At 64.4% G+C, this 24887-nt stretch carries 26 protein-coding genes (1 of these 26 running past the window's edge); 11 read left to right on the forward strand and 15 right to left on the reverse strand.

The window, feature by feature from the left end:
- Positions 1 to 42: 42 nt before the first annotated feature.
- Positions 43 to 654: a TetR/AcrR family transcriptional regulator gene (locus tag I6L45_RS10115; protein ID WP_043764191.1), complete on the reverse strand. Its 612-nt coding sequence runs from the start codon at positions 652 to 654 to the stop codon at positions 43 to 45.
- 201 nt (positions 655 to 855) lie between these two features.
- On the opposite strand from I6L45_RS10115, the gene hpt reads away from it, so the two are divergent.
- The 3 genes from hpt (at position 856) to I6L45_RS10130 (ending at position 3184) form a co-directional block, all read left to right on the forward strand.
- Complete coding sequence (gene hpt, locus I6L45_RS10120; protein WP_043764192.1) at positions 856 to 1386, forward strand: hypoxanthine phosphoribosyltransferase; 531 nt, start codon at positions 856 to 858, stop codon at positions 1384 to 1386.
- A 110-nt stretch (positions 1387 to 1496) separates the two neighbouring features.
- A complete protein-coding gene (locus tag I6L45_RS10125; RefSeq protein ID WP_216984119.1) occupies positions 1497 to 2414 on the forward strand; it encodes an ABC transporter ATP-binding protein in 918 nt (305 codons plus the stop codon).
- The gene (locus I6L45_RS10130) at positions 2411 to 3184 is read left to right on the forward strand and encodes an ABC transporter permease (RefSeq protein WP_043764194.1); all 774 of its coding nucleotides are present in this window, start codon (positions 2411 to 2413) and stop codon (positions 3182 to 3184) included. The genes I6L45_RS10125 and I6L45_RS10130 overlap by 4 nt, the downstream gene beginning before the upstream one ends.
- A 59-nt stretch (positions 3185 to 3243) precedes the next feature.
- On the opposite strand, the gene I6L45_RS10135 is transcribed toward I6L45_RS10130, so the two are convergent.
- The 9 genes from I6L45_RS10135 to thpR form a co-directional block, all read right to left on the reverse strand.
- Positions 3244 to 3591 carry a putative quinol monooxygenase gene (locus I6L45_RS10135; protein WP_216984120.1) on the reverse strand — a complete coding sequence of 116 codons (348 nt, stop codon included), beginning with the start codon at positions 3589 to 3591 and terminating at the stop codon, positions 3244 to 3246.
- Between the two features lie 18 nt (positions 3592 to 3609).
- The gene (gene panC, locus I6L45_RS10140) at positions 3610 to 4464 is read right to left on the reverse strand and encodes a pantoate--beta-alanine ligase (RefSeq protein WP_134697008.1); all 855 of its coding nucleotides are present in this window, start codon (positions 4462 to 4464) and stop codon (positions 3610 to 3612) included.
- A gap of 101 nt (positions 4465 to 4565) precedes the next feature.
- Positions 4566 to 5360, reverse strand: coding sequence for a 3-methyl-2-oxobutanoate hydroxymethyltransferase (gene panB, locus I6L45_RS10145; protein ID WP_134697007.1), 795 nt, complete (start codon positions 5358 to 5360; stop codon positions 4566 to 4568).
- 20 nt (positions 5361 to 5380) lie between these two features.
- Positions 5381 to 5878 carry a 2-amino-4-hydroxy-6-hydroxymethyldihydropteridine diphosphokinase gene (gene folK, locus I6L45_RS10150; protein WP_134697006.1) on the reverse strand — a complete coding sequence of 166 codons (498 nt, stop codon included), beginning with the start codon at positions 5876 to 5878 and terminating at the stop codon, positions 5381 to 5383.
- Between the two features lie 10 nt (positions 5879 to 5888).
- Positions 5889 to 7379 carry a polynucleotide adenylyltransferase PcnB gene (pcnB, locus tag I6L45_RS10155; RefSeq protein ID WP_043764198.1) on the reverse strand — a complete coding sequence of 497 codons (1491 nt, stop codon included), beginning with the start codon at positions 7377 to 7379 and terminating at the stop codon, positions 5889 to 5891.
- A 100-nt stretch (positions 7380 to 7479) separates the two neighbouring features.
- Positions 7480 to 8382, reverse strand: coding sequence for a tRNA glutamyl-Q(34) synthetase GluQRS (gluQRS, locus tag I6L45_RS10160; RefSeq protein ID WP_216984121.1), 903 nt, complete (start codon positions 8380 to 8382; stop codon positions 7480 to 7482).
- A 111-nt stretch (positions 8383 to 8493) separates the two neighbouring features.
- Positions 8494 to 8943: an RNA polymerase-binding protein DksA gene (dksA, locus tag I6L45_RS10165; protein WP_029314801.1), complete on the reverse strand. Its 450-nt coding sequence runs from the start codon at positions 8941 to 8943 to the stop codon at positions 8494 to 8496.
- A 119-nt stretch (positions 8944 to 9062) separates the two neighbouring features.
- On the reverse strand, positions 9063 to 9806 hold the full coding sequence (gene sfsA / locus I6L45_RS10170; RefSeq protein WP_216984122.1) for a DNA/RNA nuclease SfsA: 744 nt from the start codon (positions 9804 to 9806) through the stop codon (positions 9063 to 9065).
- Positions 9806 to 10348: an RNA 2',3'-cyclic phosphodiesterase gene (thpR, locus tag I6L45_RS10175; protein WP_216984123.1), complete on the reverse strand. Its 543-nt coding sequence runs from the start codon at positions 10346 to 10348 to the stop codon at positions 9806 to 9808. Before thpR ends, sfsA begins: the two co-directional genes overlap by 1 nt.
- 178 nt (positions 10349 to 10526) lie before the next feature.
- Here thpR and hrpB point away from each other — a divergent pair, with 178 nt between their 5' ends.
- The 3 genes from hrpB to I6L45_RS10190 all read left to right on the forward strand — a co-directional run bounded on the left by hrpB (position 10527) and on the right by I6L45_RS10190 (position 15889).
- A complete protein-coding gene (gene hrpB / locus I6L45_RS10180) occupies positions 10527 to 12980 on the forward strand; it encodes an ATP-dependent helicase HrpB (RefSeq protein ID WP_216984124.1) in 2454 nt (817 codons plus the stop codon).
- A gap of 129 nt (positions 12981 to 13109) precedes the next feature.
- Positions 13110 to 15437 carry a penicillin-binding protein 1B gene (mrcB, locus tag I6L45_RS10185; protein ID WP_216984125.1) on the forward strand — a complete coding sequence of 776 codons (2328 nt, stop codon included), beginning with the start codon at positions 13110 to 13112 and terminating at the stop codon, positions 15435 to 15437.
- 53 nt (positions 15438 to 15490) lie between these two features.
- Positions 15491 to 15889 carry a VOC family protein gene (locus I6L45_RS10190; protein ID WP_216984126.1) on the forward strand — a complete coding sequence of 133 codons (399 nt, stop codon included), beginning with the start codon at positions 15491 to 15493 and terminating at the stop codon, positions 15887 to 15889.
- Positions 15890 to 15981: 92 nt separating this feature from the next.
- Here I6L45_RS10190 and I6L45_RS10195 read toward each other — a convergent pair whose 3' ends face one another.
- A complete protein-coding gene (locus I6L45_RS10195; RefSeq protein WP_043764202.1) occupies positions 15982 to 16302 on the reverse strand; it encodes an SMR family transporter in 321 nt (106 codons plus the stop codon).
- Positions 16290 to 16691, reverse strand: a complete 402-nt coding sequence (locus tag I6L45_RS10200; protein WP_216984127.1) for an SMR family transporter — start codon at positions 16689 to 16691, stop codon at positions 16290 to 16292. Before I6L45_RS10200 ends, I6L45_RS10195 begins: the two co-directional genes overlap by 13 nt.
- A 156-nt stretch (positions 16692 to 16847) precedes the next feature.
- Here I6L45_RS10200 and I6L45_RS10205 point away from each other — a divergent pair, with 156 nt between their 5' ends.
- Entirely contained in the window at positions 16848 to 17729 is an 882-nt protein-coding gene (locus I6L45_RS10205) for a LysR family transcriptional regulator (protein WP_216984128.1), read from the forward strand.
- Positions 17730 to 17749: 20 nt separating this feature from the next.
- Here the strand turns inward: I6L45_RS10205 and I6L45_RS10210 are convergent, their stop codons facing one another.
- Positions 17750 to 18265, reverse strand: coding sequence for a DUF2937 family protein (locus I6L45_RS10210; protein WP_216984129.1), 516 nt, complete (start codon positions 18263 to 18265; stop codon positions 17750 to 17752).
- A gap of 192 nt (positions 18266 to 18457) precedes the next feature.
- Here I6L45_RS10210 and I6L45_RS10215 point away from each other — a divergent pair, with 192 nt between their 5' ends.
- Together I6L45_RS10215 and I6L45_RS10220 are read left to right on the forward strand one after the other, a co-directional pair.
- A complete protein-coding gene (locus tag I6L45_RS10215; protein WP_216984130.1) occupies positions 18458 to 19165 on the forward strand; it encodes a phosphatase PAP2 family protein in 708 nt (235 codons plus the stop codon).
- Positions 19166 to 19415: 250 nt separating this feature from the next.
- Positions 19416 to 20318, forward strand: a complete 903-nt coding sequence (locus tag I6L45_RS10220; RefSeq protein ID WP_216984131.1) for a sulfite exporter TauE/SafE family protein — start codon at positions 19416 to 19418, stop codon at positions 20316 to 20318.
- A 70-nt stretch (positions 20319 to 20388) separates the two neighbouring features.
- Here the strand turns inward: I6L45_RS10220 and I6L45_RS10225 are convergent, their stop codons facing one another.
- Both I6L45_RS10225 and hemL read right to left on the reverse strand, forming a co-directional pair.
- Positions 20389 to 21210: a hypothetical protein gene (locus I6L45_RS10225; protein ID WP_216984132.1), complete on the reverse strand. Its 822-nt coding sequence runs from the start codon at positions 21208 to 21210 to the stop codon at positions 20389 to 20391.
- 199 nt (positions 21211 to 21409) lie between these two features.
- Positions 21410 to 22696 carry a glutamate-1-semialdehyde 2,1-aminomutase gene (gene hemL / locus I6L45_RS10230; protein ID WP_216984133.1) on the reverse strand — a complete coding sequence of 429 codons (1287 nt, stop codon included), beginning with the start codon at positions 22694 to 22696 and terminating at the stop codon, positions 21410 to 21412.
- Between the two features lie 305 nt (positions 22697 to 23001).
- Between hemL and clcA the strand changes: the two genes are divergently transcribed.
- Together clcA and I6L45_RS10240 are read left to right on the forward strand one after the other, a co-directional pair.
- A complete protein-coding gene (gene clcA / locus I6L45_RS10235) occupies positions 23002 to 24312 on the forward strand; it encodes a H(+)/Cl(-) exchange transporter ClcA (protein ID WP_254204392.1) in 1311 nt (436 codons plus the stop codon).
- A gap of 88 nt (positions 24313 to 24400) precedes the next feature.
- Positions 24401 to 24887 carry the 5' portion of a DUF6776 family protein gene (locus I6L45_RS10240; RefSeq protein WP_216984135.1) on the forward strand. The gene runs 206 nt beyond the window's last position, so the window shows 487 of its 693 coding nt (coding positions 1-487); it begins with the start codon at positions 24401 to 24403; the stop codon falls past the right edge of the window.

Raw genomic sequence — 24887 nt, forward strand, 5'->3', positions numbered from 1 at the left:
GCCGACCTGCGAAGGTCGGCGCCGCTTCTGTTAGGGGGAACATCAGGCCTGGATGGGGGCCGTCACATACTTGAACAGGAAATCGGTCACCTCTTCCCGGTTCGGACGCTGGGGTTGATTGATCATCTGCATCATGACGTAGCCAAAGCCGGTCAGGGAGCGGGCCAGATCCTGAGCCGACAGCACGCTCTTGATCTCGCCGTTGTCCATGGCGGTCTGGAGACGGGGGGTGATCATGGCCATCATCTTGTCCAGCAACCGGGTGTAGCGGGGCCACACCTCTTCCCGCACCGAGGAGCTCCATTCCAGCCAGATGCTGGCATGGTCCGGCATGTCATAGGCCGCATCGACGGCGAGTTTCACATGGCGGTGGATGCACTCCCTGGCGGATCCCTGGCCGTTGTAGGCCTGATCAAGGATCTGCTGGACGTAGGCTTCGATCTCCGTCAGTACTTCATCGACCAGATCTTCACGGGTATTGAAATAGTTGAAAACAGTGGCGACGGAGACCTTGGCCTGTTCGGCAATCTCGGCATGCCCCGCACGGCCGATGCCGCGGCGGGAAAATACCTCGACGGCACACTCCATCAATTGATCCCGACGAGCCTCCGGCGACAGCCGGGTTCGACGTCTTATTTCTGCGCGTGGTTCCATAGTATTTTCATCTAATAGTTATTGATTATGGTGTTTATAGTATTGTCACCGATAATGCCCGAAGGCTTGCTAACTCTATCAAGTAAAATAAGCCGATAAAAGCATCACGTATGCCTGACGCCTCTCGGTTGGAGTGGTAGAATCCTCGGTTTTGGTGTTAATGAACGGCCAATAACCCTTTGGCCATTATTGGAGTATGTGATGAAACACATTGTCGAGGTGATGATCCCCGAGGCCGAAGTCGCAGCCCGCATCGCCAAACTGGGTGAAGAGATCACCGCCCGTTACCAGGGCTCCGAAGAAGTGGTCATGATCGGCCTCCTGCGCGGCTCCTGCGTCTTCCTGGCCGACCTCTGCCGCCAGTGCCAGTTGCCCATCACCCTGGACTTCATGACCGCCTCCAGCTATGGCTCCGGCATGCACAGCACCCGCGACGTGCGCATCCTCAAGGATCTGGATGACGACATCAAAGGCAAGGACGTGGTGATCGTCGAGGACATCATCGACACCGGCTACACCCTCAACAAGGTGCGCGAGATCCTCTCCCTGCGCGAACCCAGGTCCCTGGCCATCTGCACCCTGCTGGACAAACCGTCCCGCCGCGAGGTGCAGGTTCCGGTAGACTGGATAGGTTTCTCCATTCCGGACGAATTTGTGGTGGGCTGTGGTATCGACTACGCCCAGAAATATCGTAATCTGCCGTTCATCGGCAAGGTCGTTCCGCAGGAATAAGCCAGGCTCACAGTGGCGAAAGCAGGATGGCGTTTCACCATCGACTGCTTGCAGGCGGCCTTGGCCGCCTTTTCTGTCTCGGGATGGGCTCATCCATCACAGGGGTTGCAATGAACGCATTGGAAATCAGCGGTCTGAAGAAGACCTATCAGGGGGGCGTCGAAGCCCTCAAGGGTATCGATCTCACCGTCAAGCAGGGGGATTTCTTCGCCCTGCTCGGTCCGAACGGGGCCGGCAAGTCCACCACCATCGGTGTGATCAGCTCCCTGGTCAACAAGACCCAGGGCAAGGTGAAGGTGTTTGGCTACGACATCGACACCGATCTGGAGATGGCCAAGGCCCAGCTCGGCCTGGTGCCCCAGGAGTTCAACTTCAGCATGTTCGAGAAGGTGAGCCAGATAGTGACTCACCAGGCCGGCTTCTACGGTGTGCCGAAGGCCGAGGCCAAGGTGCGCGCCGAGAAGTGCCTGCGCCAGCTCGATCTCTGGGACAAGCGCGACATGGCGGCCCGTACCCTCTCCGGCGGCATGAAGCGCCGGCTGATGATCGCCCGTGCCCTGATGCACGAACCCAAGCTGCTGATCCTGGATGAGCCGACCGCCGGGGTCGACATCGAGATCCGCCGCTCCATGTGGAGCTTCCTCAAGGAGCTCAACGAGCAGGGGGTGACCATCATCCTCACCACCCACTACCTGGAAGAGGCGGAGATGCTGTGCCGCAACATCGGCATCATCGACAAGGGCCGCCTCATCGAGAACACCAGCATGAAGAGCCTGCTCGGCAAGCTGGGCCGCGAGACCTTCCTGCTGGATCTGGTGCCGGGCAGCCGGGCGCCGAACCTGCCCGAGTTCAACGGCCGGATGCAGGACGAGCACACCCTGGAAGTGGAGCTGGAGAAGAGCCAGTCCCTCAACAGCCTGTTCGAGCAGCTCTCCGCCCAGGGGGTGCAGGTGCTGAGCATGCGCAACAAGGCAAACCGGCTGGAAGAGCTGTTCGTCAATCTGGTAGAGGAGGGTCGCAAAGCATGAACCCCATGACCTATTACATCGCCTTCAAGAGCATCCTGGCCAAGGAGGTGAGCCGCTTCACCCGGATCTGGATCCAGACCCTGGTGCCGCCGGCCATCACCATGAGCCTCTACTTCGTCATCTTCGGCAACCTCATCGGGTCGCGCATCGGTGACATGGGGGGTTTCAGCTACATGGAGTTCATCGTGCCCGGCCTCATCATGATGTCGGTCATCACCAACTCCTACTCCAACGTCGCCTCCTCCTTCTACAGCGCCAAGTTCCAGCGCAACGTGGAGGAGCTGCTGGTGGCCCCGGTGCCGAACTACATCATCATCGCCGGCTATGTGGGCGGTGGCGTGGCACGCGGCCTCTGCGTCGGCCTCATCGTCACCCTGGTGTCGCTGTTCTTCGTGCCGCTGCAGATCCACCATCTGTTCAGCGTCTGCGTGACCGTGCTGCTGACCTCCATCCTGTTCTCCCTGGGGGGGCTCATCAACGCGGTGTTCGCGAAGTCGTTCGACGACATCAGCATCATCCCGACCTTCATCCTGACACCCCTGACCTATCTGGGGGGCGTCTTCTACTCCATCAGCCTGCTGCCGCCGTTCTGGCAGGGCGTCTCCCAGGTGAACCCCATCATCTACATGGTGAACGCGTTCCGCTACGGCTTCCTCGGCATCTCCGACGTGCCGCTCGGCACCGCCTATCTCATCATCATCGGCTTCATCCTGGTGCTGTACGGGCTGGCCTGGTGGCTCATCTCCCGCGGCACCGGTCTGCGCCACTGAGGCGCAAACCGGCCAGCAAAAAGGCGCCCTCGGGCGCCTTTTTATTTGCACGTTCGGCGTCAGATCGCCGGGGCGTCATAGTCTGCCGGTTCGTCGCTGTAGACGCAGACGTTCCACTTGGCGGCCAGGCCGTCATCGGCGAGGCAATAACGCTCGAAGAACCCCTTGATTTCGCTGCGCTGGCAGTGGGCCTCGAAGCTCGCCATGTCGCGCCAGATCTCGTTGAAGACGATGGGGAAACTCTCCCCCTCGGCGAAGGGGCTCTGGAGGTGGCGGGTAACGATGTACTGCAGACAGCCATCCTCGCGCAGGGTGTTGGGCTCGAGCCCCTGCAGGACCCGGAACAGGGCCTGCTCCTGGCCCGGCTTGGGCTGGAACTGGGCGATGCAATAAACCTTCTTGGACATCTTCTCTCCTTGCCGCGATCAGCCCCTGAGGGTGACCACGCGGTTGTCGATAAGGCGGGCCTTGCCCAGATACGCGGCCATCAGGATCACCAGGCGCTGGCTCTCGGCGCTGGCGGACTCCAGGGTATCGGCATCGACGATGTCGATGGCATCGGTCCGAAAGCCAGCGTTGTCTAGGCGCTGGCTGGCGCGGGCCACCAGGGAGGGGAGGTGACGATCCCCCCCTTCGATCTGCTCGGCGATCCAGTTCATGGTGCGCGCGAGCTCGGGGGCCAGGGCGCGCTCGGCGGCGGTCAGGTAGCCGTTGCGCGAGGAGAGCGCCAGGCCATCCTCGGCACGCACCGTGGGCACGCCCACGATCTCGATGGGCATGGCCATGTCGGCCACCATCTTGCGAATGAGTGCGAGCTGCTGGTAGTCCTTCTGGCCGAAGCAGGCCACGTCAGGCTGCACCAGGTTGAAGAGCTTGGTGACGACGGTGCTGACCCCGCGGAAGTGCCCCGGGCGCAGCGCCCCTTCCAGCAGGCTGGAGAGGCCGGGCACCTCGACGAAGGTCTGGCTCGCGAGCCCCTGGGGATACATGATTTCCGGGGTCGGGGTAAAGACCATGTCCACCCCGGCGGCCTCCAGAGCGGCGCAGTCCTGCTCCAGGGTGCGCGGATAGTTGGCGAGATCCTCGGCTTTGTCGAACTGCAAGGGGTTCACGAAGATGCTGACCACCACCTTGTCGCCATGGCGGCGGGCCTCTTCAACCAGAGTGAGATGGCCCTGGTGCAGATTGCCCATGGTGGGCACGAATGCGATGGCACGGCCTTCGCGATGCCATTGACCTGTCTGTTCGCGCAGCGCGGCGGGATTGTTCACAACCAACATCGGCAGTTCACCTTCAGAGGAATCAAAAAAGAGAGGGGTCATGCAGTCAGAGGGGAGGGCGACGCGGGGGCGCAGGCCCCCGCGTGCATGACGGCATCACATCAGTTGAAACAGTGCTCCGGTCCCGGGAAGGTCCCGTCGCTCACCTGCTGCACATAGAGACGAATGGCGGCACGCATGTCACCGGTCTCGGCCAGGAAGTTCTTGGTGAACTTGGGCACATAGCCGGAGGTGATGCCGAAGGCGTCGTGCATCACCAGGATCTGGCCGTCGGTAGCCGGACCGGCGCCGATGCCGATCACCGGAATGCGCAGCGCCTTGGTGATGCGCTCGGCCAGGGCGACGGGCACGCACTCCAGCACCAGCAGCTGGATGCCGGCGGCCTGCAGCTCCAGGGCCTGGCGGTAGATCTCCTGGGCGTGGAACTCGTCACGGCCCTGCACCTTGAAGCCACCGAACACATGGACGGACTGGGGCGTCAGTCCCAGGTGACCGCACACCGGCACCCCGTTGCGGGTCAGGTGGCGAATGCTCTCGCACAGCCAGTCGCCCCCTTCCATCTTCACCATGCGGGCGCCGGCGGCCATCAGGCGCGCCGCGTTCTGGTAGGTCTGCTCCGGGGTGGCATAGCTCATGAACGGCATGTCAGCCACGACCAGGGCCTTGCTGGTGCCGCGGGCCACGCAGCGGGTGTGATAGACCATCTCGTCCATGCTCACCGCCAGGGTGTCGTCCCCCCCTTGCAGTACCATGCCGAGGGAGTCACCGATGAGCAGCACCTGGGCGCCCTCGTCGTCAAACAGCTTGGCAAAGGTGGCATCATAGGCGGTGATGGCGGTGATTTTCTGGCCGTCCTGTTTCATTTTCAACAGGCCGGTGGTGGTGATTTTGCTCATGACGTTGTTCCTACTCTTCTCTACTCGCCTGCCGCGCCGGCCAGGATCTCGAGTCCATTGCGCGGGCAGCGGGCAACCAGTTCGGTGAGCGGGGTGCCGCAGGGCAGCACCAGGGAGGGGGCTATTTCGGCCAGGGGCAGCAGCACGAACTCCCGCTCCTTCATGCCGTAGTGAGGCACCGTCAGGCGCTCATGCCGGATGATCTCTTCGCCGTACAGCAGCAGATCGAGATCCAGGGTCCGCGGGCCCCAGCGCTCATCCTTGCGCACCCGTCCCTGCGCCAGCTCGATGCGCTGCAGCTCATCCAGCAGCGCCAGAGGGCCGAGCCGGGTGTGGAGCCGCGCCACGGCATTGACGTAGTCAGGCTGATCCGCAGGGCCCATGGGGCGGCTGCCGTAAAGGTGGGAGGTCTGCAGCAGTTCGGACTCCGGCAGGGTCGCCAGCGCGGCGATGGCGCGGCGAGCCTGGCCGAGGGGCTCGGCCAGGTTGGAACCGATGGCGACGAAGACCTCGATCATCGACGGATCCTTACTCTGCCGATTTCGGCTTGCGGCGGCGGGGGCGACGACGGTTGCGGCCATTGCCGCTGCGCTTCTCGCCATCACCGCTGCGGGATTCGGCGCGTTCGCCGCTCGCAGGGCGGCGGGTCGCCTCCCGCTGCAGCTGCGGGCGCACATCCGGGTTGGAGGCCACATAGCGCTCCCACCAGCTGGCCAGCTCGCCGAGGCCGCGCTCGACCCGGTTGCGCAGCAGCAGGAAGTCGAACGCCGCGCGGAATTTCGGGTGCTCCATGGCGCGCTCGGGATGCTTGCCCTGGCGGCGGGTCAGCCGCTGTTGCAGGGCCCAGATGTCGCGCACGTCCGTGGTGAAGCGGCGCGGCACGGCGATGATCCGCACCTGGGCGTCCAGCACCTCGTTGATGGCCAGCATGAAGGCGTCGTACCAGGGCAGGCCGCTCTCGTTTTCCAGCACCCGTGCACGGGCCTCGACGGCACCCCACAGCAGGGTGGCGTAGAGGAAGGCGGGGGTAACGCGTTTCTCTTCACGGACCCGGGTGTCGGTGTCCATCAGCGCCTGCTCGATGAACTGCTCGTAGGGCGAGTTGCCGTGCGGGGTGAACAGGGCCGCGACCTGGGGGAACAGGGGCTGGAACAGCCCGTATTCGCGCAGCAGCTTGTAGGTGGCGAGACCGTCGCCGGCCAGGAACAGCTTGAGGGTCTCCTCAAACAGGCGGGCGGCCGGGATGTCCTGCAGCAGCGGCGCCAGCTCCCGGATGGGGGCGGCGGTGCGCGGGCTGATGGTCATGTCCAGCTTGGCGGCGAAACGCACGGCGCGCAGCATCCGCACCGGGTCTTCCCGGTAACGGGTCTCGGGATCGCCGATGAGCTCCAGTCTGCGCTCGGCCAAGTCTTCCAGCCCGCCCTCGAAGTCGTGCAGGGTGAAGTCCTTGGCGCTGTAGTAGAGGGCGTTGACGGTGAAGTCGCGGCGCTCGGCGTCTTCTTCTATGGTGCCGTAGACGTTGTCGCGCAGCAGCATGCCTTCATCCGACTGGGCCGACACGTGCTTGCTGGTATTGACCTGATGGTGGTGACCCCGGAAGGTGGCCACTTCGATCACGTCACGACCAAAGACGATGTGGGCCAGGCGGAAGCGGCGGCCGATGAGGCGGCAGTTGCTGAACAGCGCCTTGATCTGTTCCGGCGTCGCGTCGGTGGCGATGTCGAAATCCTTGGGGGTCTTCCCGAGCAGCAGGTCACGGACGCCGCCGCCGACCAGGTAGGCCTCATAGCCCCCCTTGTTCAGGCGATAGAGCACCTTGAGGGCATTCTCGCTGATCTCTTTGCGCGAAATCGGGTGCTGGTCACGGCTCAAGGTACGGCGTTGTCCGGCTACTCGGGCCGGAATAGGGGACTCCACCGACTGCTCGCCGTCTTCCTTGCCGAGCACTTTGCGGCAAAAGTTTGCGATCTGGGAAAAAATGGTACACCTCGTTATGACTTCAAATTGACGGGAGGCCAAAAAAATAGCGGCCTATCATAGCTCAGCCCCAACCAAATGAGAAACGGTGTGGCCTGCTTCCCCTTGATTGGGTCCTTTGGGGCAAGAAATGCAGCGGGGGCTAGTCCTGCCCCTGCGGGATCTTCTGCTGGCGGGGGACCCTCTCCAGCCGCCAGTGGGTGATACCCCAGGCGATGATCTCGTCCACCGACCCCGCCTTGAGCTCGGGAGGCGGGCACTGGCCAAGAAACGCCAGCGCCTGCCACAGGGCCTGCCTGCGCTCGTCGCGCGCCAGGGCCGGCGCGTGGTTCTGCTTGGAGAGCTTGTTGCCATCCGCCAGCACCGCCAGCGGCAGGTGCACCCAGGCGGGGACCGGCGCTCCCAGGGTCTGGTAGAGGGCTATCTGGCGCACCGTGGGCTCCAGCAGGTCGGCGCCGCGCACTATCTCGGTGATGCCGCTGTCCATGTCATCCACCACCACCGCCAGGTTGTAGGCGTAGAGGCCGTCCCGGCGCCGGACGATAAAGTCCTCCTCCGCCAGGGCAGCCGGCACAGTGATCTCCCCCTGCAGCGCATCTTCGAACCGATAGACGGGGTGGTGCTGGCGCAAGCGGGCGGCGCAGCCCTCTGCCGCGAGCCCCAGGGTGCGGCAGTGACCGTTGTAGAAGCCGCCCGATGCCATGATCTCGCGCCGGGTGCAACGGCACCAGTAGAGATCCCCGGCGTCGTAGAGGCGCGCGATGATCTCGTCGTAGCGCTCGTGGCGCCGGCTCTGGTACATCACCTCCCCATCCCAGGCGAGGCCGTGATCCTCCAGGGTCTGCAGGATAAGGCCTGCCGCCCCCGGCATCTCCCGCGGGGGGTCGATGTCCTCGATGCGCACCAGCCAGTGGCCCTGCTGCGATCTGGCCTGCAGGAAGCTGCCGAGGGCGGCGACGAGCGAGCCGAAGTGGAGCGGACCGGACGGGGAGGGGGCGAAGCGGCCGACATAGGGCCGGTCGGAGGAGAGGGGAGTCATGACCATGGCAATTCGGGTGGACGATTCATTGAGGCTGCATTCTGGGACGACCCGGCCAAAAGCTCAATAAAAAAGGGAGCGCGCACGCTCCCTTCTTTCTTCACGGGATGGGCGGCATCAGCCAGCCATCTGTTTTTCCTTGATCTCGGCCAGCGTCTTGCAGTCGACGCAGAGGTCGGCGGTCGGACGGGCTTCCAGACGGCGGATGCCGATCTCGATGCCGCAGTGCTCGCAGTAACCGAAGTCATCTTCTTCGAGCAGCAGCAGGGTTTTCTCGATCTTCTTGATCAGCTTGCGTTCACGATCGCGAGTGCGCAGCTCGAGTGCAAACTCTTCTTCCTGCGCGGCGCGATCCACGGGATCCGGGAAGTTGGCAGCCTCATCCTTCATGTGGTCAACGGTGCGGTCAACTTCCTGCATCAGTTGGTTGCGCCAGGCTCCCAGGATCTTGCGAAAATGAACCTTCTGTTGGTCATTCATGTACTCCTCACCGGCTTTCATCTGGTAAGGCTCTACACCCGCAATGGCCAGGGGGCCCAGAGATTTCCTGTTTTCGCCTGTTGGCATGCCCTGTCTCCTAATTCAGCACGCTACCCGTGCCATCCATAAATTGAGGGCGACATCTATAGCAGAAGGGTCAACGGGAGGCAAACAAGCCTTGTCAATAATGTTACCCACTTCCATATTTATGCCCTGCCCTCGGGTAGCAGATGGCCAGATTCAAACGGGATAAAATCTTGCGCCACCATGCCCTGCACCCCAACATGGGGGCGATAGCATAAAATTTCAACCCCTGCCGCGATTGCCTGCTCAACAAGCTGACTATAGTGCGGATCGATGTGGGCCGCAGGGCGCATCCTGGTTATGCCGGAGTGCAACACCATAAACAGCAGCACGGCCCTGTGCCCGGCCGCCTTCATGGCCATCAATTCACGCAGGTGCTTGGCGCCTCGGGTGGTCACGGCATCGGGGAAGTACCCCATGCCCGGCTGTTCCCGCTCGTCGAGCAGGGTGACGGATTTCACCTCGATGTAACAATCCGGCCTGTGATCATCCTCCAGCAGCAAGTCTATGCGGCTGTTCTCCTCGCCATATTTCACCTCGGTGCGCAGCCGGGCATAGCCCGAGAGCGGCGCGAGGGCATCCTGCTCAATCAGCTCCCGGGCGATCTGGTTGGCCCGGGCGGTGTTGACGCAGATGAAGTGGCCCGCCGGGCTCTCGGCGATCTCCCAGCTGCTCGGCAGCTTGCGCTTGGGGTTGTCGGATGTGGAGTACCAGACCCGGGTGCCCGGCAGGGTGCAGCCGGTCATGGCGCCGGTGTTGGCACAGTGGATGGTGATCTGCTCGCCGCCTTCGAGTTGCACATCGGTCAGGAAGCGCTTGTAGCGGCTGACGAGTAGCCCGGATTGCAGGGGGGGATCGAAGATCATCAGGCCGGCTCCTCGGTCTCGGGTGTCTTGACGCGGGCCCGCAGGGGCCAGCAGGCGAGCGGTTCATAGTGGACGCCGTCTTGGGTGCTGACGGACTGATATAGGCAGAAGCGATCCGCCTCGAGCAGGAAGTGGGGGGCGGGCAGCTCGCGGGGGGCTTCAGTGGCCTTGCGCGACAGGGTGACATGGGGGCGGTAGCCCTGCTCGCCGTTGCCCAGCCCGAGTTTCTCGCCGTGGCGGCGCAGGGCCCGGGCCAGGACGGTCAGCTCGTTCGGCCACTCCCTGGGGCCCACCCAGGCCGCCTTGGCCCGCTGGAACCAGCCGGTCTGATCCAGGGCGACGGTGAAGGGGGGGCAGTGTTGGCGCTCGGCGGCCGCGATCAGGCGGGCTTGTGTGCGCTCGTCGGCCTCCCCGAGAAAGGCCAGGGTCAGGTGCAGGTTGCTCTCGGGCACCGGCTGGCCGGGCCAGGAGCGCCTGTCGCGCCAGGCAACCAGCTCGGGGGCCAGGTCGGGCAGGGGCAGGGCAAAGAAGAGTTTGGGCATGCGGCGTGTCGGTCCTCGTGGCGTACATCGAAAGACCCATTCTATGGCAGCGACTCCGTGGATGTCTTGCCGTGTCGTGGCCCGCCTGCCCGGCCCCGGGCGCTGCCGCTTACGATGGCCGGGTGGCTGTGGCAGAATGGATGCCGTTTCACGGTCATCACAGAAGGTTTGCGTCGCTTTGTCCCCACTCCCCATCGTCTCGGTGTTGCCCGAGCTGTTTGCCGCCCTCGACCACCACGCCAGCGTGATCCTGCAGGCCCCGCCGGGGGCGGGCAAGTCAACCCTGCTGCCTCTGGAGCTGGTGCGCCAGCAGCGGCTGCCCGGGCGCATCATCATGCTGGAACCCAGGCGCCTGGCGGCACGCAACATCGCGAGTTTCCTGGCGCGCCAGCTGGGGGAGAAGGTGGGCGAGCGCATCGGCCTGCGGGTGAGGGGCGAGAGCCGCACCAGTGCCGCCACCCGGCTCGAGATAGTCACCGAGGGGGTGCTGACCCGGATGCTGCAGCAGGATCCCGAGCTCAGCGGCGTGTCGCTGGTCATCTTCGATGAATTCCACGAGCGCAGCCTGCACGCGGATACGGCGCTCGCCTTCGCCATCGAGAGCCAGCAGGGGCTGCGGGACGATCTCAAGCTGCTGATCATGTCCGCCACCCTGGACGGCATGGCCCTCGAGACCCTGCTGCCGGAGGCCCCCGTCATCCGCTCCGAGGGGCGTGGCTTCCCCATTGAGTACCACTACCGCCCCGCCAATCGCCAGCAGTGGCTGGAGCCCCAGGTCGGCGCCGTGGTGCTGGAGGCGCTCGCCAGCCAGGCTGGCAGCGCCCTGGTCTTCCTGCCGGGGCAGGGGGAGATAGAGCGGCTGGCCCAGTGGCTCGAGGGCAGATTACCGGACGACGTGCGCCTCGCACCCCTCTACGGTCGCCTCGAGATGGCGGCCCAGCAGGCGGCCATCGAACCGGCCCCGGCGGGCAGCCGCAAGCTGGTGCTGACCACCAATGTGGCGGAAACCTCCCTCACCATAGAGGGGGTGTCCGTGGTCATCGACAGCGGGCTGGAGCGGCGCGCCACCTTCGATATGAAGAGCGGCGTCACCCGGCTGGAGACCCGCCCCATCGCCAGGGCCTCCGCCACCCAGCGGGCAGGCCGGGCCGGTCGCCTCGGCCCCGGCGTCTGCTACCGGCTCTGGAGCAGCGAGGTGCAGGAGCGCCTTGCCGAGCAGAGCCCCCCCGACATCCTCACCCAGGAGCTGACCGGTCTGTTGCTGGACGCCGCCCAGTGGGGGGCCAGGGTCGAAGATCTGCCGCTGCTGGACCCACCCCCGGCGGCGGCCGTGGCAAGTGCCCAGCGGCTGCTGGTGGCCCTCGGTGCCATGAAACCGGAGGGGGAGCAACAACTCACCCCGGCCGGCCGTGCCATGGCGGCATTCGGTACTCATCCTCGCCTCGCCCGCATGCTGCTGCGTGCCCGGGAGCTGGAGGCCGAGGGTCTGACAGGGATTGTCGCCGATGCGGCTTTCCTGGTGGCGCTGCTGGAAGAAGATCTGCGAGGATCGGAGCGCCTTTCCGTGCTGTTCCACCGCCGCCAGGGCGCTCTGCGCCAGGGGGCCGCCCGCTGGTTCGAGCGGCTTGGCGCGCGTCCCGCCAATGCGCAAGGCCAGTGGCTGGGGCTGCTCTGCGCCCTCGCCTGGCCGGATCGCATCGGCAAGCTGCGCAGCGGCCAGCGCTACCAGCTCAGTGGTGGGGTGAGCTGCGATCTGGTAGAAGGGCATCCCTGCCAGGGGCAGGGGGCGCTCATTGCCGTCGAGATGGGCCAGAACGAGCGTGGCAGCCGCATCTTCATCGCCGAGCCGGTGGAGCTGGACGAGCTGGTGCGCCAGCTGCCGGAACTGGTGAGCGAGCGCCAGTGGTTCGACTGGGACGATCGGGAGGAGCGGGTGCGCGCCGAGCGCCAGCAGGTGATCGGCGAGCTGGTGCTGAGCCTGCGGCCGCTGACGGATCTCTCGGACGAGCAGAAGGGGCGCTGCCTGTTGCAGGGTATTCGTCGCAAGGGGCTGCACGTGCTGCCCTGGGATGATGCCAGCGAGGGGCTGCTGGCCCGCCTGCGCTGCGCCGCCGACTGGCTGCCGGATGAGGGCTGGCCTGCGATGGACGACGACAGTCTGCTGGCCAGCCTCGAGCAGTGGCTGTTGCCCTCGGTGAGCGGCCTGACCCGGCTGGAGCAGTTGAAAAGACTCGATCTCTGCGACATCCTTCGCCAGTCGCTGCCCTGGCCCCTGCCAAGACGGCTGGACGAGGCGCTGCCGAGCCACTTCACGGCGCCGACCGGCAGCCGGGTGCGGATCCGCTATCAGCCCGGCCAGGCCCCGGCGATCCCGGTGCGCATCCAGGAGATGTTCGGGCTGGGCGCCACCCCCTGCGTGGCCGATGGCCGGGTGCCCCTGGTGGTGGAGCTGCTCTCCCCGGCCCAGCGCCCGCTGCAGATCACCGCGGATCTCGCCGCCTTCTGGGCGGGATCCTACGAGCAAGTGAAGAAAGAGATGAAGGGGCGCTACCCCCGCCACTATTGGCCCGACAACCCGCTGGAGGCCATGCCGACCCGGGTGACCAAGAAGAAGATGGGATTGCAGGAGTAGCCGGCACGACAGTGACCGGCTGGTGCGATCAGAACAGGATGGACCTGGCTCAGGGCCGCTCCACCACAGGAACCGGCATGCCTGGCCGCTCGCGAAGGCGAGATGACGAGTAGGAAAACAAGAGGATTTATGGCAACCCAACGACGCAAGAGCCCACCCAAGAAGGCGGCGCCCAAACGCACCATCTGGCGCACCCTGTTCTGGCTTGGTTTCAAGCTCTCCCTGGTGGTGGGCGCCTTCATGGTGGTGTTCGGCATCTATCTCGATACCAAGGTGCGCGAGCGCTTCGACGGCGAGAAGTGGCAGTTGCCCGTGATGGTCTATAGCCGCCCCCTGGAGTTGTACCCGGGGCAGCGTCTTTCCCAGACCCAGATGCTGCGCGAGCTCAACATGCTGAGCTACAAGCAGGTTCGCCAGCCCCACACCCCGGGGGAGTACGCGGTCAACGGCAATCGTATCGAGCTGGTGCGCCGTCCGTTCGAGTTCCACGACGGCGCCGACGGCGCCCGGGGTCTGCGCCTCACCTTCAGCGGCGCGCGTCTGGAGGGGATCCAGTCCCTGGAGAACCAGCGTCAGCTAGGGTACGCCCAGATGGACCCGGTGCTGCTCGATCGCCTCAACACCGAGGATCGGGAGGATCGCCTGCTGGTTCGCTTCTCCGAGGTGCCGGACAGCCTGCTGGTGACCCTGCTCACCACGGAAGACAGGGACTTCTACCAGCACGGCGGTGTCTCGCCGGTGGCCATCATGCGTGCCATGGCGGCGAACCTGCTGGCGGGTCGCACCGTGCAGGGGGGCAGCACGCTCACCCAGCAGCTCGCCAAGAACTTCTTCCTGACCCGCGAGCGCAGCCTCTGGCGCAAGCTGCAGGAAGCCTACATGGCGGTGCTCATCGATTACCGCTACAGCAAGGACGAGATCCTGGAGGCCTACCTCAACGAGGTCTACCTGGGGCAGAACTTCTCCCAGGGGGTCTACGGCTTCGGGCTCGCCTCCTACTTCTATTTCGGCATCCCGGTCAACGAGCTGGACATCGATCAGGTGGCCCTGCTGGTGGGCATGGTGAAGGGGCCCTCCTATTACGATCCCTGGCGCTTCCCTGACCGTGCCAAGGCACGGCGGGATCTGGTGCTCAAGCTGCTGGCGGATCACGGCAGCCTGACCCAGGCCGAATATGAGCTCGCCAGCAAGCAGCCGCTCGGCATCATTACCCGTGGCCAGATGAGCTATGGCCGTACCCCGGCCTTCATGGGGCTGCTCAAGCGGGAGATCCAGAACCGCTTCGGCCCGGATCTGCTCAAGCAGTCCGGCCTCAAGATCTTCACCAGCCTGGACCCCATCGCCCAGCACGCCGCCGAGCAGGCGGTGCAGACGGGGCTGGCTACCATCGAGAAGCAGCGCGGCAAGAAGAAGCTGGAGGCGGCCATGGTGGTCTCCGACTGGCACAAGGGCGAGGTGGTCGCCATGGTGGGGGGGCGGGATCCCCGTTACGCCGGCTTCAACCGGGCGCTGGATGCCCGCCGCCAGATCGGCTCCCTGGTCAAGCCGGCGGTCTACCTGACCGGCCTCTCCAACGGCCTCACCCTGGGCACGCCGCTGAAAGATCAACCGATCCGCATCCGCGGCCAGGACGGCCAGATCTGGACGCCGCAGAACTACGATCGCAAGTTCCGCCAGAGCGTGCCCCTGATGGAGGCGCTCGCCAGCTCCCTGAACGTGCCGACCGTCAACCTCGGGATGCAGGTCGGCCTGGACAAGGTGGTGGACACCCTGCACAAGATGGGCGTCCAGCAGGAGATCCAGCCCTATCCGTCCCTGGTGCTGGGGGCCGTGGCCCTGTCGCCCATGGAGGTGAACCAGATGTACCTGCCCATCGCGAACCAGGGGCTGACCCAGCCGCTGTCGGCCATCCGTGCCGTGGTGAACAGCGATGGCAGCCAGCTCTACCAGCATGACGAGACCGCGAAGCGGGTGACGGATCCCCAGGCCAGCTGGCTGACCCTGTTCGCCATGACCAAGACGGTGAGCCAGGGCACGGCCCGGGCACTTGGCGCCAAGTTCCCCGGCGCCACCATGGCCGCCAAGACGGGCACCACCAACGAGCTGCGGGACTCCTGGTTTGCAGGCATGGACAACAACGAGCTGGTGAGCGTCTGGGTTGGCCGTGACGACAACACCCCGGCCGGGTTGACCGGTGCCAGCGGCGCCCTGCAGCTGTTCAGCGGCTACATGGGTCAGCGCGGGGTCAACAGCCTGAGCCTGAAGATGCCGGAAGGGGTGAGCTGGGCGAACTTCTCCCGCGCGAACGGAGCCCGGGTCGCGAGCGACTGCCCGGGCAGTCTGCAGGTTCCGGCCAGGCTGGCCGGCCTGGCCGAGCCCATGAGCTGTGCCAGCCCGGTCTCCAACCCGAACCCGATCAATGCCCTGGACAAGTGGTTCAACGGTTTCTTCAACTGATACCAACGCAATGAAACGGGCAGCCCAGGCTGCCCGTTTTGCAAGGAGTGTCCATGACCCATCCCCTGTTCGACGCCATCCACCACGTGGCCATCATCGCCAGCGACTATGAGCGCTCGCGCCACTTCTATCACCGGGTGCTGGGGCTGCCCATCGTCAGCGAGACCCTGAGGGCCGAGCGCCAGTCGTGGAAGCTGGATCTGGCGCTGCCGGACGGCAGCCAGCTGGAGCTGTTCAGCTTCCCGGCGCCGCCCCCGCGCCCTTCCCGGCCCGAGGCGTGCGGTCTGCGTCACCTGGCGTTCCGGGTTGGCGATCTCGACCGGGTCATCGCCCATCTGCTGCAACACGACGTGGCGGTAGAGCCGGTGCGGGTGGACGAGCTGACCGGCCGACGCTTCACCTTCTTCGCCGACCCGGACGGTCTGCCCCTGGAGCTTTACGAAGCAGGATAGGGCGGGCTCGCCGCGCAGGTGACGCACAACCCGACGCCATAAACACAAGAAGCCGCCCGAGTGGGCGGCTTCTTTGCATGGGATTGCCCGTATCAGGCGGTGGTGAGCAGGGCCACTGCCACCGCCATCACCAGGATCCCGACCCAGCCGATGGGCTTGAGGCGCTCGCCAAACAGCAGCAGCCCCCCGAGGGCCGTGCCCAGGATGCCGATGGCGCCCCAGGTGGCGTAGGCGATGGCGAGATCTATCTTGCCCGTGCTGACCACCTCCGACAGCAGGGTGAAGGCGCAGAGCACCAGCAGGATGCCGAGCAGGCCCCAGCCCTTGTAGCGAAATCCCACGGAGCGGTTGATGGCCATGTTGGCGCTTATGTCCAGCAGCGCCGCGCCCAGTACGATGATCAACGGGTGCATACGGCCTCCTTCATCGGACGTGAGGCTGGCGTCGTGGTTGGCTCATCATGGGTCTCACCCAGGGTCACCAGAACAATCCCCACTATGGCCAGCGACAGCCCGAGCAGCGCCTGGGGGCTGATGCTGTAATCCAGGAACAGCACCGAGACCAGGGTGATCAAGGTGATCCCCAGCCCTTCCCAGAGGGCGAACGCGATACCAATGGAGATTGTTTTGGCGGCTTTGGCCAACATCAGGTAGGAGAGGGTGATGAGCACCCACATGGGCAGGTAGCTAAGCCAACCCGCGCCATTGTCCGCGATGAGGGTCATGGAGGAGGTGCCGGCGACCTCGGTCAGGATGGCGCCGGTCAAAAACATCCGGGCCAATAACATGCGACTGATTAACATAAAACGTCCTTTTGTGGCTTCGACCCGGCAAGGATAGCCGGGGCCCCGGCCGCATCGGGAATCGCTCAGCGTCGATTAATCGGACGCCATGGGTTTGCCTTGTGCGACAGGGGCGGGCTAAGGTAAAGACCGGATCCTCTGCATGCCAGCGCCTTTATGAAGCTCAATCAGATAGAACTCTTTGTGGAATCAGCGGAAAGTGGCTCCATTGCCAATGCTGCCCGCCGCCTTGGCAAGAGTCGCAGCACGGTCAGCACGGCTATCGCAGCACTGGAGTTGGAGCTTGGCGTCGAACTTTTTGAACGCGGGGCGAATCGAAGTCGATTGACGGAGATCGGGGAGCAGGTGCTGGATGACTGCAAGCGGCTGCTGCAGGCGGCCAACAGCCTGCAGCTCAAGTGCGAGCACCATGCCTCCGGCGCCGAGGTGGCGCTGCGGGTGGCGCGGGACGACGCCATCCCCGAATCGGTCTGGCGCGACATGCTGGGGACCCTGCGCCGCCAGTTCCCCGGTACCAGCATCTCCCTGGTGCTGGCATCGCCCCCCGAGCTGCCTGCTTTGGTGGAGGAGGGGTTCGTGGATGCCGCCTTCGGCCTCATCACCGAGGAGCAGGAGCGCAGCGGCCTGTGCATCGATGTGCTGAACCCCATCCGCACCCTGATGGTGGTAGCGCCAAGCCACCCGCTGGCCGGTCTGAAACGGGTGCTGCAGCAGGATCTGAGCGGCCACACCCAGGTCACCCTCTCTTATGTCGACGAGTTCTCGGTCAAGAGTCTGCTGCCCATCGGGGGTCAGCACATCGGTCTGTCGAGTTTCGAGTTGATGCGGGATGCGGTGCTGGATGGTCTGGGCTGGGCCGTGTTGCCCTCGCCGCTGATCCAGAGCCAGCTGCGCCAGGGGGAGCTGCTGACCCTGAAGCACAAGTTCAGCCTGCAGTGGCGCGACTACGGGGTCTATCTGTCGGAGAATGCCCACCATGGCAAGGTGCTGGCCTGGCTCAAGAAGGCCATAGAGGCCTATCTCGAGCCTTTCCAGTGATCGTCAGGGCGTTGAGAGCCTCAGCGCAGGCTGCGGCGGGAGAGCGGTTGGCGGGGACGAAATGGCCACAGCAGGAGACTGAGCAGCAGATCCCCGGCCAGTGAGGCAATCAGGCCCGCCGCCACTCCGCAGAAGATGGCAGCCTCTTTGAGGGGGACCACGTAGCCGTAGTTGTGCAGGGTGTCCTGCCAGAGCTGGGGATCGGCGCGCAGTAGCAGGTGGCTGATCTGCAGGTACCAGGGCTGATCCCGGAAGGCGAATTCCTCCTGCAGGTGGTTCCGCTGGCTCACCAGCTGTTGCAGGCTGGTGGCATCCTGGGTGAAGACGGGATCCTGGCTGGCGCCGTAATGGGCGATCAGGGCCTGCAGATCGCCATTGAAGTGCTGGTCTGCGGTGCGCTGGAAGGGGGCCAGGCCGAGGCTGGCCTGTTGCAGGCGCGCGTCCAGCCGCTGGTAGTAGAGATCGACCAGCCCGGGGATCTGGACACCCGCCAGCAGGCCGAGGGCAAACAGCATCATGCGAAGGTAACTGCGCATCATCATCATCCTGAAGAAACGGAGTGGTCATACTAGCCGCAAGCCGTGGAGGCGCCAAGGTGGCTGGCCCTTGTACCGATCGGGCGGGAGGACTCAACAAGGTTCGATTTTGACACGAATGCTTACATTTTTGTGATTCAGATCAGCTTTCTGCGGGCCTAGAATACCGGCTTTTTCCAAGGAACCGCCGGCATGTCCAAGTTCATCGCTTTCTATCTGGTCGGGGGCCTGATTGCCGTCAGTTGGGGCGCCCTGCCGGACCATGGCCCCTGGGATCAGTGGGATCTTGCCACCTTCCACCTGGTCAATGGCTGGCTCGGCCAGTCCGCCCGCTGGGCCGATCTGGTGGCCATTACCAATCATCGCCTGTTCGACCTGGCCGCCCTCGCCTGCATGGGGGGGATTCTGGCCCGCAGCTTCTTCTCTGCCGACGAGCAGGGGCGCCGCCGCCTGGTGGCCATGGGCTTCGTCATGCTCTTGGGGGCTCTGGTCATCAATCAGCTCGGCCACCTGCTGCCCGTCAGCCGTCCCAGCCCTACCCTGATGGTGGACGGGGCCCTGCGGCTGACCGACATCAGTGCCATCCCGACCAAGGACTCCGCCGGTGACAGTTTCCCCGGCGATCACGCCCTGTTCCTGATGATCTTCGCCGGTTTCGCCCTGCGCTATCTGCCGCGCTGGGCCGCGGTGACCGCCGTGCTGATGGTGCCCCTGTTCTCTGCGCCCCGCATCCTCGCCGGCGCCCACTGGATGACGGACGTCTATGTCGGCGCCCTCAGTCTTTCCCTTGTCTGCCTGCCGCCGCTGCTGTTGACCCCCTTGTCCGACAGGCTGATCGACCGTCTCGCTCCCCGGCTGCCTCGCTGGATAGCCCGTGATTTCCGGGCTGCCAGGCAGTAAAAAGAAGAAGGCGGGTCACCCCGCCTTCTTTTGTTATGTCCCATCGGTGCTGTGGTCGTCGCGAAATGACCAGGACTACGCCCGATGAGCCCGGGCTGTCGCCCTCATGGCAAGTATGGTTAGCGTCATTCGAAATCCGCCAGCAAGAATCGGCGACGCCAAACGTTTGCATCTGACGAGAGCTTGATCCTGGCCAGGATTTTTTCCGGGCACTGCCTTAGAATCGCCGCCCGTTGCTGGAGGTCCCCCTATGCTTGTCACTTTTCTGCGTCTCTTGTTTATCGGCTGTGCCCTGGTCTTTATCTTCATGTTGATCCACGCCTGGTGGCACAAGCGCCGCCAGGGTCAGCTGGAAGCGACACCCTTCTGGCCGGTGGCGGCCATCGGCTTCGTGGCGAACTTTCTCGACACCCTGGGGGTGGGCAGCTTTGCGGTGAAGACCGCCTGCTACAAGCAGTTCAAGCTGATCGACGATCGCCTGTTGCCGGGTACCCTCAACGGCCAGTGTGTGCTGCCGACCGTGACCCAGTCCCTCATCTTCATCGGGGCGGTCAAGGTGGATCCGGTGACCCTGATCGGCATGATGGTGGCCGCCGCAGCCGGGGCGGCCTGGGGGGCGCGCCACGTCGCCTCGTTCGATCGCCAGACCATCCGGCTGGTGATGGCGGTCTCCCTGCTGGTGGTGGCCGGGCTCATCTTCGCCGGGTTGCTGGGGCTCTTCCCCCTCGGGGGAGAGGAGATGGGGCTCAGTGGCTACAAGCTCGGGATAGCCCTGGCAGGCAACTTCCTCTTCGGGGTGCTGATGAATGTCGGCATCGGGCTGTTCGCCCCCTGCATGACCCTCGTCTATCTGCTCGGGATGAATCCGCTGGCTGCCTTCCCCATCATGATGGGTTCCACCGCCGTGCTCAGCGTCTTCTCGGCGGGCACCTTTATCCGCAAGGGGGCCTTCGATGCCAGGGCCGTGCTGGCCGTGGCGATCTTCGGTCCCATCGGGGTGGTGCTGGCGGCCATGCTGGTACAGTCCATGGATATGGAGATGCTCAAATGGCTGGTGGCCTTCATCGTCATCTACACCTCCTGGACCATGTACGCCTCCTGGCGTGCCGCCCGTCGCGCGCCGCAACCCCAGTTGGCAGAAGTCACCGGCTAGTCCATCCGTTCATCCCTTCTGTGCAAAACGGCGGGTGACCCAGGGGTCACCCGCCGTTTTGCTTGCCTCGTCACTGTGGTCGCCGGAAGCCCCTGTACCGACGGGTGAGGAGCCTGCGGGTGTCACTTGTGTGGGGTGGCTGCCGCTGGCCGGAGGCGACCAGCGCAGCCTCGGCTCTGGCTCCGAGAAACACATAGAGACCGAGCGCCAGCAGCAGTCCCACGGCACAGCCCATCACCCCCACCGCAGGCCAGAGCAGCTCGATCTGGCCGAGGGAGCCCTTGAACAGCAACAGCAGCCCCTCGATGGAGACCGCGATCAGGATGGCGGCAATGAAGCGGGTGATGGTGCGGCGGATGGCGCTGTGGCGGAAGATGTCCTTATGAAGCAGCACTTCCTCCTCCAGTATGGTCTTGCCGAGATCGAACACCGCCAGTGCCAGGGTCAGGAAAATGATGGCGCTGAAGGCGCCAAGCCGGTTCTGCTGGGTGCCGCACAGCAACAGATAGAGCTGCTCGAGGCCGTGCCAGATCAGGGTGGCGACGATGAGAAACAGGGCCAGGCTCAGGACGACATAGACGGCCCTGAACCAGGGGATGGCGCGGCGCCGCTCCCTGTCTCCCATCAGCCAGGCGATCAGCTGGTGCAGATTGATCTCCAGCTCGCGGCCGTGGCCCTGCACCAGCAGGCGCAGTTGCCCCTGCGCCGCCGGCATGGGCGCCAGAATGCAGGGCTTGGCCGGGTGCGCCGCCAGAGTCCGGACGTCCTGAACGAAGGGGTAGGTCTTGAACGTCTCCCGGGGGAGGGTGAGCAGCCCCAGCAGCAGGGGAGCCAGCTCGGTCTCGTACTCCTGATAGCGCCGCAGCACATCGATGGGACTCATCTCTGCCATATGAACCTCGCTCAACTGGGCTCCTGTCTCCTGGGTGGTGCAAATAGTGGGCCCGTTTTATGACAGCCTTTGTGGCGTCGGTTGCACCGGGAAGTGGCAAACCCGGGAATGGGGGGGAGGACGTTGCACCAGAAGGAGCCATGGTGGCGCGCAAAAACAAAAAGGGCCCCTCGGGGCCCTTTGTTCATCCGGCAGCGGCTCAGCCTGCCAGCTTGGCGAAGCTGCGCTCGGCGGCGGCCAGGGTGTGTTCGATCTCCTTGTCGCCGTGGGCCAGCGACAGGAAGCCCGCCTCGTAGGCGCTCGGCGCCAGGTAGACGCCCTCTTTCAGCATCAGATGGTAGAAGCGCTTGAAGCGTTCCATGTCGCAGCGGGTCACCTGCTCGTAGCGGGTGATCTCGGTCTCTTCGGTGAAGAAGAAGCCGAACATGCCGCCCACATAGGTGATGGCCAGTGGAATGCCGTGCCTGGCGGCGGCGGCTTTGAGCCCCTCGGCCACCCGGGCGGTCTTGGCGCTCAGCTGTTCATAGAGCCCCGGTTCCAGCAGCAGATCCAGCATGGCCAGGCCGGCGGCCATGGCCACCGGGTTGCCGGAGAGGGTACCCGCCTGATAGACGGGGCCGGTCGGGGCGATGTGCTGCATCACCTTCTTCTTGCCGCCGAAGGCGCCCACCGGCATGCCGGCACCGATGATCTTGCCGAGGGTGGTCAGATCCGGGTCGATATTGTAGTGGCCCTGGGCGCCACGCAGGGAGACGCGGAAGCCGGTCATCACTTCGTCCAGGATCAGCAGGGCGCCGTACTCGTCGCAGATGGCGCGCAGCCCTTCCAGGAAGCCGGGGACCGGCGGGATGCAGTTCATGTTGCCGGCCACCGGTTCGACGATGATGCAGGCAATCTCGCTGCCGTACTGGGTGAAGGCCTCGCGCACCGAATCCAGATCGTTATAGACACAGGTGAGAGTGTGCTTGGCGAAGTCGGCCGGTACACCCGGGCTGTTGGGTTGGCCCAGAGTGAGGGCGCCGGAGCCGGCCTTGACCAGCAGGGAGTCGGCATGGCCGTGGTAGCAGCCTTCAAACTTGACGATCTTGTCGCGGCCGGTGTAGCCGCGGGCCAGGCGAATGGCGCTCATGGTGGCCTCGGTGCCGGAGTTGACCATCCGCACCTGCTCCATGGAGGGAACGATCTGGCGTACCTTCTCGGCCATCAGCACTTCTATCTCGGTAGGGGCGCCGTAGCTCAGGCCTTTCTCGACGGCCTTGATGACGGCGGCCTTGATGGCCGGATGGTTGTGACCCAGCAGCATGGGGCCCCAGGAACCGATGTAGTCCACGTAGGCCTGGCCGTCCACGTCATAGAGGTAGGCGCCATCGGCGTGATCGATGAAGCGGGGAGTGCCACCGACCCCATTGAAGGCGCGGACCGGTGAGTTGACGCCGCCCGGAATGGTCTGGCGGGCCTGTTCAAACAGCTGATCTGATTTTGACATGGATCATCCTTAATGGGATTTTGGTCGTCATCCGGGCGCAGGCTGCGGATTGCGGCTCGGCAGGTCATGGCGGGAGGAGTATGCTTTGCGATCTCGCTACCCGGACTCTCGGTCTGCACCCGTGATAAATGAAACGGGCCGACTATAGCAGAAAGGCCCTGTGCTGGGCAGCCGAGCCGAGACCGGGGTTTTCGATCCTCGTCAGTTGAATGTGGTTACTCATGGTGCAACAAACTCTCCCCCTCGGCGAGGCGGCCGCGCCGCGTCGTGCTCCTGTCCTGCAGCGCCTGATCCGGCAGGACAAGATGCCACTCCTCGTGCTGGTGCTGGCCGCCCTGGTCGGGGTCCTGGCCGGCCTGGTGTGCGGATTGTTTGAATCCGGTGTGCACTGGCTGGTCGGGCAGCGGCTGGATCTGCTGGCCGAGCGCCCCTGGTGGCAGCTCGGTCTGCTGGGGTTCGGGTTCAGCGCCCTGCTGGGTATGATCGGCTATTTCCTCACTCATGCCTTTGCACCGGAGGCGGGGGGCTCGGGGATCCCCGAGATAGAGGGCGCCATGGACGAGCTGCGGCCGGTGCGCTGGTGGCGGGTACTGCCGGTCAAGTTCTTCGGCGGCATCTGCACCCTGAGCTCCGGTATGGTGCTGGGGCGTGAGGGGCCCTCGGTCCAGATCGGGGGCAACCTCGGCAAGATGGTGGCGGATATCTTCCGGCTGCCCAGGGAGCATGGCCACGCCCTGCTGGCGGCCGGGGCTGCGGGTGGCCTGGCCGCCGCCTTCAATGCCCCGCTTGCGGGGATCCTCTTCGTGATGGAAGAGATGCGCCCGCAGTTTCGTTACTCCTTCCTCGCCATCAAGGCGGTGGGGATCTCGGCCGTGATGGCGACCCTGATGCTGCAAAACATGAAAGGACAGGCCCCCGTCATCACCCTGCCTCACTACGATGCACCGGCCCTGAAGGCCCTCTGGTTGTTCCTCTTCATGGGGGGCTGTTTCGGGGTACTGGGTTTCGTGTTCAACAAACTGGTACTCGCCTGCCAGGACGGTTACCTGGCCCTGCATCAGAACAAACGCTATCGTTTCGTTGCCATCGGCATGCTGGTGGCGGGCACCTTCGGCGTGCTGTCTCTCTTCGCCCCGTCGGTGACCGGCGGGGGCACCGAGCTCATCCCTCATCTGATGGATGGCCAGTATGAGATGGCCACGCTCTTCCTCATCTTCTCGGTGCGACTGATCGCAACCCTGGTCTGTTTCTGCTCCGGTGCTCCCGGCGGGGTCTTTGCGCCGACACTGGCCCTCGGCACCCTGTTCGGGGTGATCTTCGGTCATCTGTTCCATGCGGCATTCCCCGAGCTGGGCATAGAGCCGGGCGCCTTCGCCATTGCCGGCATGGGGGCACTTTTTGCTGCCACCGTGCGTGCGCCCATCACCGGCATAGTGCTGGTGACAGAGATGACCGACAACTATCAGCTGATCCTGCCCATGATGATCACCACCATAGGCGCCACCCTGGTGGCGCAATGGCTGGGGGGACGTCCCATCTATTCCCAGATCCTGGAGCGAACTTTACGGCTTGCGGCGCGTCAAAAGCGGGGTGAAAGCAGCATGGCTGGAAGTTAACTCTTTGTTTATCCGCGCAATCCAGCAGGGTCGCGTATAGTGAAGGGACACAGGCCGTGATGATGTCGGCATATATAGAAGAGGCCTTATGTCCCAAATCGTGAAGTTATTGGTGGTGCTGGCAGTGGGGGCGTGCATCGGGTATTTCGTCGGGAATCGGCAGGAGCTTGCCCAGAGCAGCCTGATGACGGTGCAACAAGAGACGTTGGAGCGACAGAGCAAGGCCATCAGTCAGCTCAAGACGGATCTGGGGGTCAAGGACACCCTGCTGGCTACCCAGAAGGCGGCCTTCGAACAGCTGCAGCAGACGCTCAAGGATCAGGAGGCCCAGGTGCAGGAGCAGAAGCGCCAGCTGGCCTTCTTCGAGCGGATCATGCGCCCTACCGGTGATCAGGTGGGGGTATCCATCGACAACCTGACCCTGCAGGAGACCAGCGTGCCGGGTCGCTATCACTATCGCCTGGCCCTGACCCAGCCTGCGAAGAAGCGGGAGCTGTTTCGGGGACAGGTGCAGATCCGGGTGGAAGGCAGCCTGGCAGACCAACCCAAGATCCTGACTGGGCGGGATCTCGGCA

Source organism: Aeromonas sp. FDAARGOS 1415 (assembly GCF_019048365.1).
Classification (GTDB): Bacteria; Pseudomonadota; Gammaproteobacteria; order Enterobacterales; family Aeromonadaceae; genus Aeromonas; species Aeromonas taiwanensis.

Excerpts from the sequence above, each read along its gene's own strand:
- I6L45_RS10115 (WP_043764191.1), bottom strand. The coding sequence starts at position 654 with ATGGAACCACGCGCAGAAATAAGACGTCGAACCCGGCTGTCGCCGGAG.
- hpt (WP_043764192.1), top strand. The coding sequence starts at position 856 with ATGAAACACATTGTCGAGGTGATGATCCCCGAGGCCGAAGTCGCAGCC.
- I6L45_RS10125 (WP_216984119.1), top strand. The coding sequence starts at position 1,497 with ATGAACGCATTGGAAATCAGCGGTCTGAAGAAGACCTATCAGGGGGGC.
- I6L45_RS10130 (WP_043764194.1), top strand. The coding sequence starts at position 2,411 with ATGAACCCCATGACCTATTACATCGCCTTCAAGAGCATCCTGGCCAAG.
- I6L45_RS10135 (WP_216984120.1), bottom strand. The coding sequence starts at position 3,591 with ATGTCCAAGAAGGTTTATTGCATCGCCCAGTTCCAGCCCAAGCCGGGC.
- panC (WP_134697008.1), bottom strand. The coding sequence starts at position 4,464 with ATGTTGGTTGTGAACAATCCCGCCGCGCTGCGCGAACAGACAGGTCAA.
- panB (WP_134697007.1), bottom strand. The coding sequence starts at position 5,360 with ATGAGCAAAATCACCACCACCGGCCTGTTGAAAATGAAACAGGACGGC.
- folK (WP_134697006.1), bottom strand. The coding sequence starts at position 5,878 with ATGATCGAGGTCTTCGTCGCCATCGGTTCCAACCTGGCCGAGCCCCTC.
- gluQRS (WP_216984121.1), bottom strand. The coding sequence starts at position 8,382 with ATGGTCATGACTCCCCTCTCCTCCGACCGGCCCTATGTCGGCCGCTTC.
- dksA (WP_029314801.1), bottom strand. The coding sequence starts at position 8,943 with ATGCCAACAGGCGAAAACAGGAAATCTCTGGGCCCCCTGGCCATTGCG.
- sfsA (WP_216984122.1), bottom strand. The coding sequence starts at position 9,806 with ATGATCTTCGATCCCCCCCTGCAATCCGGGCTACTCGTCAGCCGCTAC.
- thpR (WP_216984123.1), bottom strand. The coding sequence starts at position 10,348 with ATGCCCAAACTCTTCTTTGCCCTGCCCCTGCCCGACCTGGCCCCCGAG.
- mrcB (WP_216984125.1), top strand. The coding sequence starts at position 13,110 with ATGGCAACCCAACGACGCAAGAGCCCACCCAAGAAGGCGGCGCCCAAA.
- I6L45_RS10190 (WP_216984126.1), top strand. The coding sequence starts at position 15,491 with ATGACCCATCCCCTGTTCGACGCCATCCACCACGTGGCCATCATCGCC.
- I6L45_RS10195 (WP_043764202.1), bottom strand. The coding sequence starts at position 16,302 with ATGCACCCGTTGATCATCGTACTGGGCGCGGCGCTGCTGGACATAAGC.
- I6L45_RS10200 (WP_216984127.1), bottom strand. The coding sequence starts at position 16,691 with ATGTTAATCAGTCGCATGTTATTGGCCCGGATGTTTTTGACCGGCGCC.
- I6L45_RS10205 (WP_216984128.1), top strand. The coding sequence starts at position 16,848 with ATGAAGCTCAATCAGATAGAACTCTTTGTGGAATCAGCGGAAAGTGGC.
- I6L45_RS10210 (WP_216984129.1), bottom strand. The coding sequence starts at position 18,265 with ATGCGCAGTTACCTTCGCATGATGCTGTTTGCCCTCGGCCTGCTGGCG.
- I6L45_RS10215 (WP_216984130.1), top strand. The coding sequence starts at position 18,458 with ATGTCCAAGTTCATCGCTTTCTATCTGGTCGGGGGCCTGATTGCCGTC.
- I6L45_RS10220 (WP_216984131.1), top strand. The coding sequence starts at position 19,416 with ATGCTTGTCACTTTTCTGCGTCTCTTGTTTATCGGCTGTGCCCTGGTC.
- I6L45_RS10225 (WP_216984132.1), bottom strand. The coding sequence starts at position 21,210 with ATGGCAGAGATGAGTCCCATCGATGTGCTGCGGCGCTATCAGGAGTAC.
- hemL (WP_216984133.1), bottom strand. The coding sequence starts at position 22,696 with ATGTCAAAATCAGATCAGCTGTTTGAACAGGCCCGCCAGACCATTCCG.
- clcA (WP_254204392.1), top strand. The coding sequence starts at position 23,002 with ATGCCACTCCTCGTGCTGGTGCTGGCCGCCCTGGTCGGGGTCCTGGCC.